Raw genomic sequence first — 13884 nt, 5'->3', positions numbered from 1 at the left:
ATGGTCAAAGTTTATGCCCCGGCTTCCAGCGCTAATATGAGCGTCGGATTTGATGTGCTGGGTGCGGCGGTAACGCCCCTCGACGGTTCGCTGCTGGGTGATACCGTCACCGTCGAAGCGGCGGACAGTTTCAGCCTCAATAATATTGGCCGCTTCGCCAACAAGCTGCCGCCAGAGCCGCGCGAGAATATTGTCTACCAGTGCTGGGAGCGCTTCTGTCAGGAGATCGGTAAAAACGTGCCGGTCGCCATGACCCTTGAAAAAAGTATGCCGATTGGCTCCGGGCTGGGTTCCAGCGCCTGTTCCGTCGTCGCCGCGCTGGTGGCGATGAACGAACACTGCGGCAAACCGCTTAACAACACCCGCCTGCTGTCACTGATGGGCGAACTGGAAGGGCGCATCTCTGGCAGCATTCACTATGATAACGTCGCGCCGTGCTTCCTTGGCGGGATGCAGCTGATGATCGAAGAGAACGGCATTATCAGCCAGCAGGTGCCAGGCTTTGATGAGTGGCTATGGGTGCTGGCCTATCCGGGGATTAAAGTTTCGACCGCTGAAGCGCGCGCGATTCTGCCCGCGCAGTATCGTCGTCAGGACTGTATCGCGCACGGTCGTCATCTGGCCGGCTTTATTCACGCCTGCTATACCCGTCAGCCTGCGCTCGCCGCGAAGCTGATGAAAGATGTGATTGCCGAGCCGTACCGCACCAAACTGCTGCCGGGCTTCAATGAAGCGCGTGAGGCGTCACTGGATATCGGCGCGCAGGCGTGCGGTATTTCGGGCTCAGGCCCGACGCTGTTCGCCCTTTGTGATAAGCCGGACACCGCGCAGCGCGTGGCAGACTGGCTGGCGAAAAACTACCTGCAAAATCAGGAAGGCTTTGTTCATATTTGCCGTCTGGACACGGCAGGCGCACGAGTACTGGGATAAACGATGAAACTCTACAATCTTAAAGATCATAACGAGCAGGTGAGCTTCGCGCAGGCGGTGACTCAGGGGCTGGGCAAAAATCAGGGGCTGTTTTTTCCGCATGATTTGCCGGAGTTTAGCCTGACGGAAGTCGATGAAATGCTGAAGCAGGATTTCGTCAGCCGCAGCGCGAAAATCCTCTCTGCTTTTATTGGCGATGAAATTCCTCACGAACTGCTGGAAGCGCGCGTGCGCAATGCGTTTGCCTTCCCGGCACCGGTGAAATCCGTTGAGCCAGACATCGGCTGTCTGGAGCTGTTCCACGGCCCGACGCTGGCGTTTAAAGATTTCGGCGGGCGCTTTATGGCGCAGATGCTGACGCACATCAGCGGCGACAAACCGGTCACCATTCTGACGGCGACGTCTGGTGATACCGGTGCAGCGGTGGCTCACGCGTTTTACGGCCTGAAAAACGTGCGCGTGGTGATCCTCTATCCGCAGGGCAAAATCAGCCCGCTACAGGAAAAACTGTTCTGTACCCTCGGCGGTAACATTGAAACCGTCGCCATCGACGGCGATTTCGATGCCTGTCAGGCGCTGGTGAAGCAGGCCTTCGACGACGAAGAGCTGAAAGTGGCGCTGGGACTGAACTCGGCGAACTCAATCAACATCAGCCGTCTGCTGGCGCAGATTTGCTACTACTTCGAGGCGGTGTCGCAACTGCCGCAGGAAGCTCGCAATCAGCTGGTGATTTCTGTCCCAAGCGGCAACTTTGGCGATCTGACCGCCGGGCTGCTGGCCAAATCACTGGGCCTGCCGGTGAAGCGTTTTATCGCGGCGACCAACGCCAATGACACCGTTCCTCGCTTCCTGAAAGATGGCAAATGGACGCCAAACGCGACGCAGGCGACGCTCTCTAACGCGATGGACGTAAGCCAGCCGAACAACTGGCCGCGCGTGGAAGAGCTGTTCCGCCGTAAGATCTGGCGTCTGGGCGATCTCGGCTATGCGGCGGTGAGTGATGACACTACCAAAGCGACGATGCGTGAGCTGAAAGCGGTGGGGTATACCTCCGAGCCTCACGCGGCGATTGCCTATCGTGCGCTGCGCGACCAGCTTAATCCGGGCGAGTACGGCCTGTTCCTCGGAACGGCGCACCCGGCGAAGTTCAAAGAGAGCGTGGATGAGATCCTGGGTGAATCGCTGCCGTTGCCGAGAGAGCTGGCCGATCGCGCCGATCTGCCGCTGCTGTCCCACACTCTGCCAGCAGATTTTGCGGCGCTGCGTCAGCTGATGATGACGCGCGGGTGAGGGTTGTGCCGGGTGGCGGCTTCGCCTAACCGGCTAACAGAACGCACATAGCTAGCTAAACCGGGTTCGCCCGGTTTTTTTATGGAGAAAATAAGGAGAAAAAATGCAGGGAAAAAGCAGAAATTCCCAATAAATGCGCTCACTTAGAGATTAGGATTGCAGAGAATAACATCCCCGACTTCCCTCACGTAATCTCCTTACATCGGCCCACGTTGGGCAAGAATATGAAGGAGTCACCTATGTCTAAACTGAAACCTGCAATGCTCGCACTTTCGCTGATGCTGGTCGCTCCCGCAGTGGTACAGGCCGGAGAGATCACGCTGATCCCGGCGGTTAAATTACAGATTGGCGATCAGGATAAAAGCGGACACTACTGGGATGGCGGCCGCTGGCGCGACCATGACTGGTGGAAATCGCATTACGAATGGCGCAACAACCGCTGGCATCCGCATGACGAGCATCGCGAGCCTCATGATAATCGTCATGGCGATAAGCATGATAACCACGGCAAGGGGCCGGACTGGAAACATCATTAACACTGCCTGATGGCGCTGCGCTTAGCAGAGCGACGAGTCGCTCCGGGAAGCGTAGCGCCACGGGGAATTACTGCTCGTGACGCTTAAACACCAGTTCGCCTTTCCCTGACGCTTCGCCGTCAAAGAAATACCCTTCGCTGTTAAAGTGAGTCAGCTGTTCTGGCTTCGTCAGGCGGTTTTCGATGATGTAGCGGCTCATCAGCCCGCGCGCTTTCTTGGCGTAGAAGCTGATCACTTTGAACTTACCGTTCTTCTCATCCAAAAATACCGGCTTGATGATCTCGGCGTTCAGCTTTTTCGGCTTCACGGATCTGTAGTATTCGTCAGATGCCAGGTTGATCACGATGTTATCGCCCTGAGCACTCAGCGCGTCGTTTAGCTTCTCGGTGATGATATCGCCCCAGAAGTGGTACAGATCTTTGCCTTTGGCGTTTTCCAGACGAATGCCCATCTCCAGGCGGTACGGCTGCATCAGATCCAGCGGGCGCAGCACGCCGTAAAGACCCGAGAGCATACGCAGGTGCTGCTGGGCAAAATCGAAATCGGCTTCGCTGAACGTTTCCGCTTGCAGGCCGGTATACACATCACCTTTAAAGGCGAGGATCGCCTGGCGGGCGTTTTTCGGCGTAAAGTCCGGCTGCCAGTCGTGGAAGCGGGTGGCGTTGAGATCGGCGAGTTTGTCGCTGATGCTCATCAGCTTGCCAATCTGCGGGGCGGAAAGTTTGCGCGCCTCGCGGATCAGCTGCTGGGAATGATCCAGCAGTTCGGGCTGGGTATAGCGCTCGGTGGCGAGCGGGCTCTGGTAATCGAGCGTTTTTGCAGGTGAAATCAGAATCAGCATATCCAGTCCTTGCAGGAAATTTAGTGCGACTTTAGCAAAAAAACGGCCTGATTTGATCGATGACTGTTATTGCCGTGGCAAATCATCCCAGCTGCCCGGGGCAATTTGTGACTCGATTTCGGGATAGCGGGTGGCGTCAAACACCGGCCTCACGCCCAGCTTCCGCTGGCGTAGATAATCACTGGCAATCAGCGTCACCACCGGCGACAGCAGCAGAATGGCTGTCAGATTCGTGATTGCCATCAGCGCCATAATCACATCCGCCAGCTGCCAGACCAGCGGCAGGCTCATCACCGAACCTGTCAACACCATACCGACGAGCGCGACGCGCAGACACCACAGGGTATTGCGTGAATCGATGCGCAGGAATATCAGGTTATTTTCGGCATAAATGTAATTGGCGACGATGGAACTGAAGCTGAAGAGAATCACAATCAGCGAGACAAAACCCGCGCCCCAACTGCCTGAGAGGTTCACCAGCGCCTGCTGGATGATCTGAATTCCGACGGCATCTGCGGAATGAGGCACTGGCCCCGCCAGCAGCACAATCATCGCGCTGGCTGAACAGATGATAATGGTGTCAGTAAACACACCGATCATCTGCACGATCCCTTGAGCCGCCGGGTGAGGGGGCCATGACGCTGCCGCCGCGGCCGCATTTGGCGTCGAACCCATACCGGCTTCGTTTGAGAACATACCGCGCTGGAAACCCGCAGTCAGCGCCTGGCTGAGGGTGTATCCCAGTGCGCCAGCGGCGGCTTCTCGCCAGCCAAACGCGGCTTTGAAAATGGTAGCGATCACCCCTGGAACCTGTTCGAGATGCGCGGCGGTGACCACCAGGCTTGCGATCACCCACAGCAGGGCCATGGCCGGAACCAGCCACTGCATGAGGCGCGCAACGCCTTTGATACCGGTCACGATCACCAGCAGCGTCAGTACCGCCAGGACGACACCCGTTATCCATTCCGGGAAGTCGAAGGCATAGCGCACAGCATGGGCCACGGAGTTAGCCTGAACGGTGTTAAAAATAAGACCGTAGGCGACGAGAAGGAAAAGGGAAAACAGAACGCCCATCCAGCGCATGCCCAAGCCTCGGGCCATATACCAGGCTGGGCCGCCGCGAAACTGACCGTGCTTGTCCCGCTCTTTGTAGAGCTGCGCCAGCGAGCACTCTGCAAAGGAGGTCGCCATTCCGATAATGGCTGTGACCCACATCCAGAACACGGCGCCAGGGCCGCCCGCGCTGATGGCGAGTGCCACACCGGCGAGATTCCCGCTGCCGACGCGTGCCGCAAGACTGGTGCAGAGCGCCTGGAAAGACGTTAATCCGCCGGGCTGGGGGCTGACGCTGTTTTTAAGACTTTTGCCAAACTGGCGAATATAGCGAAACTGAATAAAACCGCTGCGAACGGTAAACCAAATCCCGGCCCCCAGTAACAGATAAATCATTACTGAGCCCCACAGGACTTCATTGATAAACGAGAAATAGTCCGGCATTAACGTCCCTCTTGTTGATGCCACCTTCTTACCCTTCCTGCTTCGGGCCACAGGTGCGTTGGCTGTGCTCGTTCACCTCAGTCACGGACGTATCGCTTCCGGGGATTCGCTCGCCTGCCGTCTGTCTGCAACGCGAATGTTTTAGGGTAAGGTTAGATTGTTGAGTAAGCCTGCTGTTAATTAGCACGCTGTTAATATTCAGAGTTTACCATACTATCCGTAAGCGCACTGTCTGCGGTTGCGCTGTCATTCCGTCGTGTTATCATCATGGCAGACCGGTTACATCCCCCTAACAAGTAAACCTGTCATTTTTCCGCTGCTGGCAGGCTGTCGGTAGCGTGAATTATCCAGGGCACGTTAAAAGAGAAACACTATCATGACGGATAAATTGACCTCCCTTCGTCAGTTCACCACTGTCGTAGCTGACACCGGAGATATCGCGGCAATGAAGTTGTACCAGCCGCAGGATGCCACAACTAACCCTTCTCTGATTCTTAACGCCGCGCAGATCCCTGAGTACCGCAAACTGATCGACGAAGCTGTCACCTGGGCGAAAGGCCAGAGCAACGATCGTGCGCAGCAGGTTGTGGATGCAACTGACAAACTGGCTGTGAACATCGGTCTGGAAATCCTGAAACTGGTTCCGGGCCGTATCTCTACCGAAGTTGACGCGCGTCTGTCCTACGACACCGAAGCGTCTATCGCGAAAGCCAAACACCTGATCAAACTGTATAACGATGCGGGCATCAGCAACGATCGTATCCTGATTAAACTGGCGTCTACCTGGCAGGGCATCCGCGCTGCAGAGCAGCTGGAAAAAGAAGGTATCAACTGTAACCTGACTCTGCTCTTCTCCTTCGCTCAGGCACGTGCTTGTGCAGAAGCGGGCGTGTACCTGATTTCTCCGTTCGTGGGCCGTATTCTGGACTGGTACAAAGCCAACACCGACAAGAAAGAGTACGCAGCATCTGAAGATCCAGGCGTGGTTTCCGTCACTGAAATCTACGAATACTACAAACAGCACGGTTATGAGACTGTCGTGATGGGCGCAAGCTTCCGTAACGTCGGCGAAATCATCGAGCTGGCTGGTTGCGACCGTCTGACCATCGCCCCTGCGCTGCTGAAAGAGCTGGCAGAGAGCGAAGGCGCACTGGAGCGTAAACTGAGCTACACCGGCGAAGTGAAAGCGCGTCCAGAGCGTATCACCGAGTCCGAGTTCCTGTGGCAGCACAACCAGGACCCAATGGCAGTAGACAAACTGGCGGACGGTATCCGTAAGTTTGCTGTTGACCAGGAAAAACTGGAAAAAATGATCGGCGATCTGCTGTAATCATTTTTCATGGCCGGGAGCCTCTCCCGGCCACGTTACTTCTTTCGTCCCCTGTCTGATTTTCCCCTCTGCGTGTATCATTCCTCTTAATCAGTATTGTTATGAAGGGAATGGATATGAATACCTTACGCATCGGCTTAGTGTCGATTTCTGACCGCGCCTCCAGCGGCGTTTATGCCGATAAAGGCATCCCGGCGTTAGAAGAGTGGCTGGCTGCCGCATTGACCACCCCATTTGAAGTGCAAACCCGCTTAATCCCGGATGAACAGCCGATCATCGAGCAAACGCTGTGCGAGCTGGTGGACGAAATGAGCTGCCATCTGGTGCTGACCACCGGCGGCACCGGGCCTGCGCGCCGCGATGTGACGCCGGATGCGACCCTGGCGGTGGCAGATCGCGAGATGCCAGGTTTTGGTGAACAGATGCGCCAGATAAGCCTGCACTTTGTGCCGACGGCGATTCTTTCGCGCCAGGTAGGGGTGATCCGCAAACAGGCATTGATTCTCAATCTGCCGGGCCAGCCGAAGTCGATCAAAGAGACGCTTGAGGGTGTGAAAGCCGAAGACGGGAAAGTGGCGGTGGCGGGGATTTTTGCCAGTGTACCGTATTGTATACAGTTACTGGACGGCCCGTACGTTGAGACCGATCCGCAAGTGGTAGCAGCTTTTCGTCCTAAAAGCGCGCGACGCGAAACAATCTCCTGAAATTAGTGCGTTTGTGACATAAGCTGCAGCCTCAATGGCGTGGTGATACATTTACGGTATAGTCATTTTTTCTTTACGATTGCTGTAAAATTAAATCAACACTGCCAGTAAAGGTTTGCTATGTCACATTACACCCGGCCTCTGAACCGTCAGGACTACAAAACGCTCACGCTCGCGGCCCTTGGCGGCGCGCTGGAGTTTTACGATTTCATCATCTTCGTCTTCTTTGCCGCCGTCGTGGGCGAACTCTTCTTCCCGGCGGATATCCCGGAATGGCTGCGCCAGGTGCAGACCTTCGGCATTTTTGCCGCGGGCTATCTCGCGCGCCCGCTGGGCGGCATCATTATGGCCCACTTTGGCGATCTGGTCGGGCGTAAAAAGATGTTTACCCTCAGCATTTTGCTGATGGCGGTGCCGACGCTGGCCATCGGTCTGCTGCCGACCTATGCCTCAATGGGCATTGTGGCGCCGGTTCTGCTGCTGTTGATGCGCATTTTGCAGGGGGCGGCAATCGGCGGGGAAGTGCCGGGGGCGTGGGTGTTTGTCGCTGAACACGTTCCGGCGCGGCGCATCGGGATTGCCTGCGGAACCTTAACCGCCGGACTGACCGTCGGGATTCTGCTCGGCTCGGTGGTGGCGACCCTGATCAACACCAGCATGACCACCCAGGCCGTCCATGAGTGGGGCTGGCGTATTCCGTTCCTGCTGGGCGGCGCGTTTGGCCTGGTGGCGATGTACCTGCGCCGCTGGTTGCAGGAGACGCCAATTTTCCTCGAAATGCAGCAGCGTAAAGCGCTGGCGCAGGAACTGCCGGTGAAATCAGTTGTGGTGCGCCATCAGAAAGCGGTGGTGATTTCCATGCTGCTCACCTGGCTGCTGTCTGCCGGGATTGTGGTGGTGATTTTGATGTCGCCGGTCTGGCTGCAAAAACAGTATGGCTTTGCCCCGGCGGTGACGCTGCAGGCCAACAGCATTGCAACCATCATGCTCTGCTTTGGCTGTCTGATTGCCGGTCTGGCGGCTGACCGCTTTGGCGCCAGCCGGACGTTCATCGTCGGCAGCCTGTTGCTCGCTGGGTCGAGCTGGGCGTTCTATCATCTGGCGGGAGCACATCCGGAACAGCTGTTCCTGCTCTACGGCGTCGTGGGGCTATGCGTCGGCGTGGTCGGTGCGGTGCCTTATGTGATGGTCCGCGCCTTCCCGGCAGAAGTGCGTTTCACCGGGATTTCGTTCTCGTACAACGTCTCGTACGCCATTTTCGGCGGCCTGACGCCGATTGCCGTCACGCTGCTGATGGGGGTGTCGCCGATGGCGCCTGCCTGGTACGTGCTGGCGCTGGCGTTGATGGGACTGGGGCTTGGGATCTGGCTTCGCGGTGAGCGCCATCAGCTGATGGCGCACGCGCAGACTAACGAGGGGTAAAACTCAGGATGATGTTGTCATCCGGAATGTGGGTGAAGCTTTTGATCAGCTCGTGATAATCCGCCAGCGGATCAACATCATTGAACAGCGTTGGGTAGAATCGTTTACTCAACGCTTCAATGGCGATGATGTTGTACGGATTATTGTAGAAGTGATGGTACAGCGCGCCGGTTCGGCCCTCCGCGACAGCCGGAATGCTGCTCACGCCCTGGCGCGACACCAGCGCCTTAAACGCGGCGGCGACATCGCTTTCCGGCACGTTGTAGCCAAACGGTATAATCGCCGTTCCTTTCCCCGAGCGTTTTGAACCGGTCATCAGGTAGTAATCCGGGTTCAGGGAGATAATTTTCTCCACCGAGATATTTCCGGTTGCGCCCGGCAGCAGCTGCGAGCCAATGTTCACGCCGCCTGCGGCCTCTACCAGCCCGCCCCAGCCGTTGTGCGCATGGGTAAAGCAACAGCCGTTATCCAGGCCAGCCACTCCGGCGATCGGTTCGATAAACACCAGCGGCTTTTTCTCTGCTGTAGCCAGGCGCTGATGAATCCGATCCAGACGCTGCTGGTAGAAATCGATGTAGGCCTGCGCGCGCTCCGTCTGACCTAACACCTTGCCCAGAAGGTCGATACTCGGCAGCGTGTTCTCCACCGGATGCAGTTCGTAATCGACGAAAACCACCGGAATGTGCAGGGCTTCCAGCTGAGTCAGCACGCCGCTTTGCGTCAGCGAAGGTTTCGCGCGCAACTGGGCGATCATCAGATCCGGATGGCGCGAAATCACCGTCTCCAGATCGACATTCCCCTGATCCGAGAATTGCATATCAAGGATCTTCTCGGCTTCCGGCCATTTACGCTTCAGCACGTTCCAGGTTTCAGTGTCCTGTTTCTTCGGCAGGTTGTTCCACGCCACGACTTTGGCGAAGGGATCGTCCCGCTCAAGCATCGCCAGCGTCAGGATATCTCGGCCATCCTGCAAAATAATGCGCTGCGGCTCCTTAGGAATGGTGACCGTGCGGTTATCCCTGTCTTTTACGGTCACCGGCCAGTTCTGGGCCATCGCCAGCAGCGGCGAGAGCAGCAGTACCGCGGCGAATATCATCTTCTTCATCGTCTTACTTCCCCGTCTCATTATGCTTGTTATGCGGTTAAACCATCGACCACCACGTGCGGCAGTCCTTGCGAACAATATTCCACCCGGCCCCTCACTCCGTAGACCGTTGCCAGATTTGCGGGGGTGACCACTTCACCCGGAATTCCGCTGGCGACCAGGGCACCCTCTTTGAGCATCACGGCGTATTCGGCGTGGCGCAGGGCGATGTTGATGTCGTGGATAACCACCACCGTCACGATATTGCGCAGCCGCGTTTCGCGGGCGACGATATCCATGACGTGAAACTGGTAGTTGAGATCGAGGGCGCTCAGCGGTTCATCTAAAAGCAGGAGATCGGGCTGGCGGATCAGCGACTGCGCAAGGCCAATCAGCTGTTTCTGCCCGCCGGAGAGCTGGTCGAGATAGCTCATTGCCAGATGGGCGACGCCGAGTTTTTGCAGGATATCGAACGCTTCCTGTTCTGCGTTGCCGTCGGCGTAAAAGCCGCTGGCGCGTCGCGCGACGATCACTGACTCCAGCGCATGCAGATGCACTCCCGCCGGGAGCGACTGCGGCAGATAGACCACTTTCTGTGCCCGCTGGGCGGAAGGTAATGTCATCAGATCTTCGCCGTTCAGCTCCAGCGTGCCTTGCGCCGGGTTCAGATCGGCCAGTGCCCGCAACAGCGTCGATTTCCCCGAACCGTTTGGCCCAAGCAGCGCGGTAATTTTCCCGCGTGGCAGCAGGGGCGTATTCAGCCCGTCGATGATTTTCTTTTTGCGATAGCCGGTGTGCAGGTCGGTGACGATCAAGCCATCCATTACAGCGTCCCCCGATGGCGGATAATAATGCTCAGGAAGAAGGGCACGCCGACCAGCGAGGTGACGATGCCGACCGGAATAATGACGCCGGGAACAATATTTTTGGAGAGCACTGAGGCGAGGGAGAGCACCAGCGCGCCGATCAGCATACTTCCCGGCAGATAAAACCGGTGGTCTTCGCCAAACATCATGCGTGAGATATGCGGCGCGACCAGGCCGATAAAACCGACCGGCCCGACAAAGGCTACCGTCAGCGCCGAAATAATGCTGATGCGCAGGAGCGTCGCCAGCCGCAGTTTGCGCACGTTAATGCCAAAACTGACGGCCCTGTCTTCCCCAAGGCGCAGAGCCGTGAGCTTCCAGGCATTTTTCAACGACAGGGGAACGACAACCAGCAGCACTACCACCAGAATCGCGAGCTTATCCCAGGACGCGCGGGCCAGACTGCCCATCGTCCAGAACACCAGCCCCTGGAGCGTATCTTCGCTGGCGACAAATTGCAGAATGGAGATCAGCGCGTTAAAGGTGAAGACCAGCGCGATGCCAAACAGCACCACGCCGGAGGTGGCGACGCGCGTCCAGCGGCTGATACCGTCGAGCACGAAGCAGGCCATTAGCGCAAAGACAAAGGCGTTGGCGGAGATAAACCATTGATCGGGAATACCGGGGATTCCCAGCCCGAGAATAATAGCCAGCGCCGCGCCAAAGGAGGCGGCGGAAGAGACACCCAGCGTAAACGGGCTGGCGAGGGGGTTGTTCAGGATGGTTTGCATCTCTGCGCCCGCGAGGCCCAGCGCCATGCCAACCACCACCGCCATCAGCGCGAAGGGCAGGCGTAAATCCCAGACAATCACCCGTGTGCCCGCGTCGGCCGAGGCGGCATCAAACAGCGTGTGCCACAGGGTTGAGACGGAAATCCCGGAAGGGCCGAGGGTAAAATCAAGCAGCAGCGAGAAGATGATCATGAGCAGGATTACACCCGCAACGATAAAGCGACGCATCACGACTTTTCGGTACTGTGACGCCACCGCTGACCCGTCAGGCTTCACGCTGGCGACAAGAGGGGAACTCATTGGCTTACCTTATGCAACAAAAGCAGAATCGTAGTTTATCCCGAAACGTTCCTGTCCTTGATGCTGCCTGATATCCAATATCCGGGATGCTCCCGGTGACAATATTCGGGATGATAATGCTTATCAATTAAAATGATGTGAATAGCGCAACTTGTTTAGCCGCGGTTTCTGTTGTGCGCAAAAATCAACCGTCCAGACGGCGGCAGGTCATGTACGCGCCTGTCACGCAGAGGGCTACCGGCACCAGGAAGCTGTGGTCCATGCGGGTGGATTCCATGATCAGCACGATGGCGGTCAGTGGCATTTGCAGGGAGGCCGCGAGAAAACCGGCCGCACCCGTCAGAGCAAAACTCGCCATATCAGTGCCGGGGAACCAGCGCCCCATCAGGATAAACAGCACTGAACCGAGCAGACCCCCGACGGCGAGTCCCGGCGTCAGTAACCCGCCCTGAGCACCGGCGCGCAGTACCGCCCAGATCACCACCACTTTAAGAGCGAGGATCGCGGTGGCGAGCTGTAGCGTGATAGCGCCGTTGAGGGCAAGCTGCGTCGGGCCTTTACCATTGCCGGGCAACTGCGGGAACCAGACGGATAACGCGCCGAGGGCCGTAAAGGCGATCAGGCTGAAGACCGGCATTTGCCAGTTACTGCGTACCCTACTGCGTGCGTGCTGCGTCACACGACGAAACAGAAACGCCGCCGCACCAAACAGCGGGCCAGAAAGCGCGCCCCAGAAGACAAGCGAGGTGGCGGCGATTTCGGTGGTGAAATGGTACTGATGCTCATCGCCAAGACCTAATGTGGCGATCCACGCCGCCAGCGCCGAGGTCACCACCGCGGCGATGGCTTTCTCCCAGTTGAAACTGACCAGCAGCACTTCCAGAGTAAATATGGCCCCGGCCAGAGGAACGTTATAGACCGCCGCCAGCCCGGCTCCGGCGCCGCAGGCAATCATCAGCTGAATATCCGCGGAACTCAGACGTAAACGACGGGCGACGCCGCCGGCAAACAGTGCGCCCACTTCGCGTGGTGCGACTTCGCGGCCAAGAGGCGAACCCATCGCGACGGTGATAATTTGCAGCAGAGCGTTAATGAGCGTCGTGACGGCTGGCATTGGTTTGTCGGGATTTTTTATCGCCTCGCCAATGCTGATGCGTTTTTTGGCGTAGCGCGCAAGCGACCACCAGCCGATGCCCGCTACCAGACCCGCAGCGGTGAGGGCGAGAAAACGTCGCTGTGCGCTGGCATCCGTCACGCCCTCTAAAAATGACTGCGGACTAATGAGGATGGTCTGGCTGTAGCCGTAAACGAGGTGCTGAACTTCATGCAGTAGCATGGCGAGCAGCATGCCGCCCAGCCCGGCCAGAATCCCGGTGAGGAGTAGTGCGGCCCAGCGTTGCAGCCAGTCAGTACGAGACGGATCGTAAGCCATCATAGCGAGCGTCTTGATAGAAAGAGGGAGCCACAGTGTCCCATAAAGCGCATGAAGAGGTATCAATCAGAAGAATTAAGGCAGGAGATTCGTGCCCGCGAGGCGGGCACGAAGGGGGATTAGTGTTTTTCACCAATCGGCAGAACGGTGCGACCAAACTGCTCGTTCAGCACTTCACCCATTGCCAGGTAAATTGCGCTTGCGCCACAGACCAGACCTACCCAGCCAGCAACGTGAACGATGCTTTCGTTTTCCGCCAGATGGCCAATCGCCAGCAGGGCGAACAGCACGGTCAGGCTCAGGAAGACGAACTGCAGCACGCGGTTAGCAACCAGCGTACCGAAGAACATGAACAGGGTGAACACGCCCCACAGACCCAGGTATACGCCCAGGAAGTGGCCGTTTGATGCATCAAAGCCCATTTGCGGCATAACCAGAATGGCGACCAGCGTCAGCCAGAAAGAACCGTAAGAGGTGAATGCGGTTAAACCGAAGGTGTTGCCTTTTTTATACTCCAGCAGGCCCGCGAAGATTTGCGCGATACCGCCGTAAAAAATGCCCATCGCCAGGATAACATTGTCCATCGGAAATAAGCCGATGTTATGCAGGTTCAGCAGAATAGTGGTCATGCCGAAACCCATCAGGCCCAGCGGAGCCGGATTAGCCAACTTAGTGTTGCCCATAAGTCCTCAAAAAATCATCATTAGTATGGTGAAATGGTTTTACCACGCCCACTCTCCCAGGCGTGGCGCGGCATAATAATCACCGCGACTCTCGGCGTCTATGATCTGAGCAGGGTGAAATTAAAAATTTTTTATCCTTCCCCCTTGATGGATGCCGTTACGACCCCATCTTGTAGTCAACCGCAGTGAGTGAAGCTGAAAAAAATCAAATCTGGGCAGTTGAAACCGCACGTTTCGC

At 57.1% G+C, this 13884-nt stretch carries 13 protein-coding genes; 6 read left to right on the top strand and 7 right to left on the bottom strand.

Going from position 1 to position 13884, the window contains the following annotated elements:
• The 3 genes from thrB to ETG88_RS11730 all read left to right on the top strand — a co-directional run bounded on the left by thrB (position 1) and on the right by ETG88_RS11730 (position 2756).
• Positions 1-930, top strand: coding sequence for a homoserine kinase (gene thrB / locus ETG88_RS11740; RefSeq protein WP_100777710.1), 930 nt, complete (start codon positions 1-3; stop codon positions 928-930).
• Between the two features lie 3 nt (positions 931-933).
• Positions 934-2220: a threonine synthase gene (gene thrC / locus ETG88_RS11735; RefSeq protein WP_129035454.1), complete on the top strand. Its 1287-nt coding sequence runs from the start codon at positions 934-936 to the stop codon at positions 2218-2220.
• Positions 2221-2459: 239 nt separating this feature from the next.
• On the top strand, positions 2460-2756 hold the full coding sequence (locus ETG88_RS11730) for a DUF2502 domain-containing protein (RefSeq protein ID WP_129035453.1): 297 nt from the start codon (positions 2460-2462) through the stop codon (positions 2754-2756).
• A gap of 67 nt (positions 2757-2823) precedes the next feature.
• Here ETG88_RS11730 and yaaA read toward each other — a convergent pair whose 3' ends face one another.
• Positions 2824-3597: a peroxide stress protein YaaA gene (gene yaaA / locus ETG88_RS11725; protein WP_100777707.1), complete on the bottom strand. Its 774-nt coding sequence runs from the start codon at positions 3595-3597 to the stop codon at positions 2824-2826.
• A 66-nt stretch (positions 3598-3663) separates the two neighbouring features.
• Positions 3664-5094 carry an alanine/glycine:cation symporter family protein gene (locus ETG88_RS11720; RefSeq protein ID WP_102104561.1) on the bottom strand — a complete coding sequence of 477 codons (1431 nt, stop codon included), beginning with the start codon at positions 5092-5094 and terminating at the stop codon, positions 3664-3666.
• Between the two features lie 376 nt (positions 5095-5470).
• Here ETG88_RS11720 and tal point away from each other — a divergent pair, with 376 nt between their 5' ends.
• The 3 genes from tal to ETG88_RS11705 all read left to right on the top strand — a co-directional run bounded on the left by tal (position 5471) and on the right by ETG88_RS11705 (position 8550).
• Positions 5471-6424: a transaldolase gene (tal, locus tag ETG88_RS11715; RefSeq protein ID WP_100777705.1), complete on the top strand. Its 954-nt coding sequence runs from the start codon at positions 5471-5473 to the stop codon at positions 6422-6424.
• Positions 6425-6540: 116 nt separating this feature from the next.
• Positions 6541-7128 carry a molybdopterin adenylyltransferase gene (gene mog, locus ETG88_RS11710; RefSeq protein ID WP_100777704.1) on the top strand — a complete coding sequence of 196 codons (588 nt, stop codon included), beginning with the start codon at positions 6541-6543 and terminating at the stop codon, positions 7126-7128.
• Positions 7129-7248: 120 nt separating this feature from the next.
• Positions 7249-8550, top strand: a complete 1302-nt coding sequence (locus tag ETG88_RS11705) for an MFS transporter (RefSeq protein ID WP_129035452.1) — start codon at positions 7249-7251, stop codon at positions 8548-8550.
• On the opposite strand, the gene ETG88_RS11700 is transcribed toward ETG88_RS11705, so the two are convergent.
• The 5 genes from ETG88_RS11700 to satP form a co-directional block, all read right to left on the bottom strand.
• The gene (locus ETG88_RS11700; protein ID WP_129035451.1) at positions 8537-9655 is read right to left on the bottom strand and encodes an ABC transporter substrate-binding protein; all 1119 of its coding nucleotides are present in this window, start codon (positions 9653-9655) and stop codon (positions 8537-8539) included. The genes ETG88_RS11705 and ETG88_RS11700 overlap by 14 nt on opposite strands.
• Before the next feature lie 29 nt (positions 9656-9684).
• The gene (locus ETG88_RS11695) at positions 9685-10458 is read right to left on the bottom strand and encodes an ABC transporter ATP-binding protein (protein ID WP_102104562.1); all 774 of its coding nucleotides are present in this window, start codon (positions 10456-10458) and stop codon (positions 9685-9687) included.
• Positions 10458-11459 carry a FecCD family ABC transporter permease gene (locus ETG88_RS11690; RefSeq protein ID WP_369804796.1) on the bottom strand — a complete coding sequence of 334 codons (1002 nt, stop codon included), beginning with the start codon at positions 11457-11459 and terminating at the stop codon, positions 10458-10460. Before ETG88_RS11690 ends, ETG88_RS11695 begins: the two co-directional genes overlap by 1 nt.
• A 256-nt stretch (positions 11460-11715) precedes the next feature.
• A complete protein-coding gene (locus ETG88_RS11685) occupies positions 11716-12966 on the bottom strand; it encodes a chloride channel protein (protein ID WP_129035450.1) in 1251 nt (416 codons plus the stop codon).
• 116 nt (positions 12967-13082) lie between these two features.
• Positions 13083-13646 carry an acetate uptake transporter gene (satP, locus tag ETG88_RS11680; RefSeq protein ID WP_100777698.1) on the bottom strand — a complete coding sequence of 188 codons (564 nt, stop codon included), beginning with the start codon at positions 13644-13646 and terminating at the stop codon, positions 13083-13085.
• Between the last annotated feature and the right edge of the window lie 238 nt (positions 13647-13884).

The organism is Lelliottia nimipressuralis (assembly GCF_004115925.1).
GTDB classification, from domain to species: Bacteria; Pseudomonadota; Gammaproteobacteria; order Enterobacterales; family Enterobacteriaceae; genus Enterobacter; species Enterobacter nimipressuralis.
The sequence above is the reverse complement of the archived record's forward strand: the minus strand, read 5'-3'. Positions and strand labels throughout refer to the sequence as shown.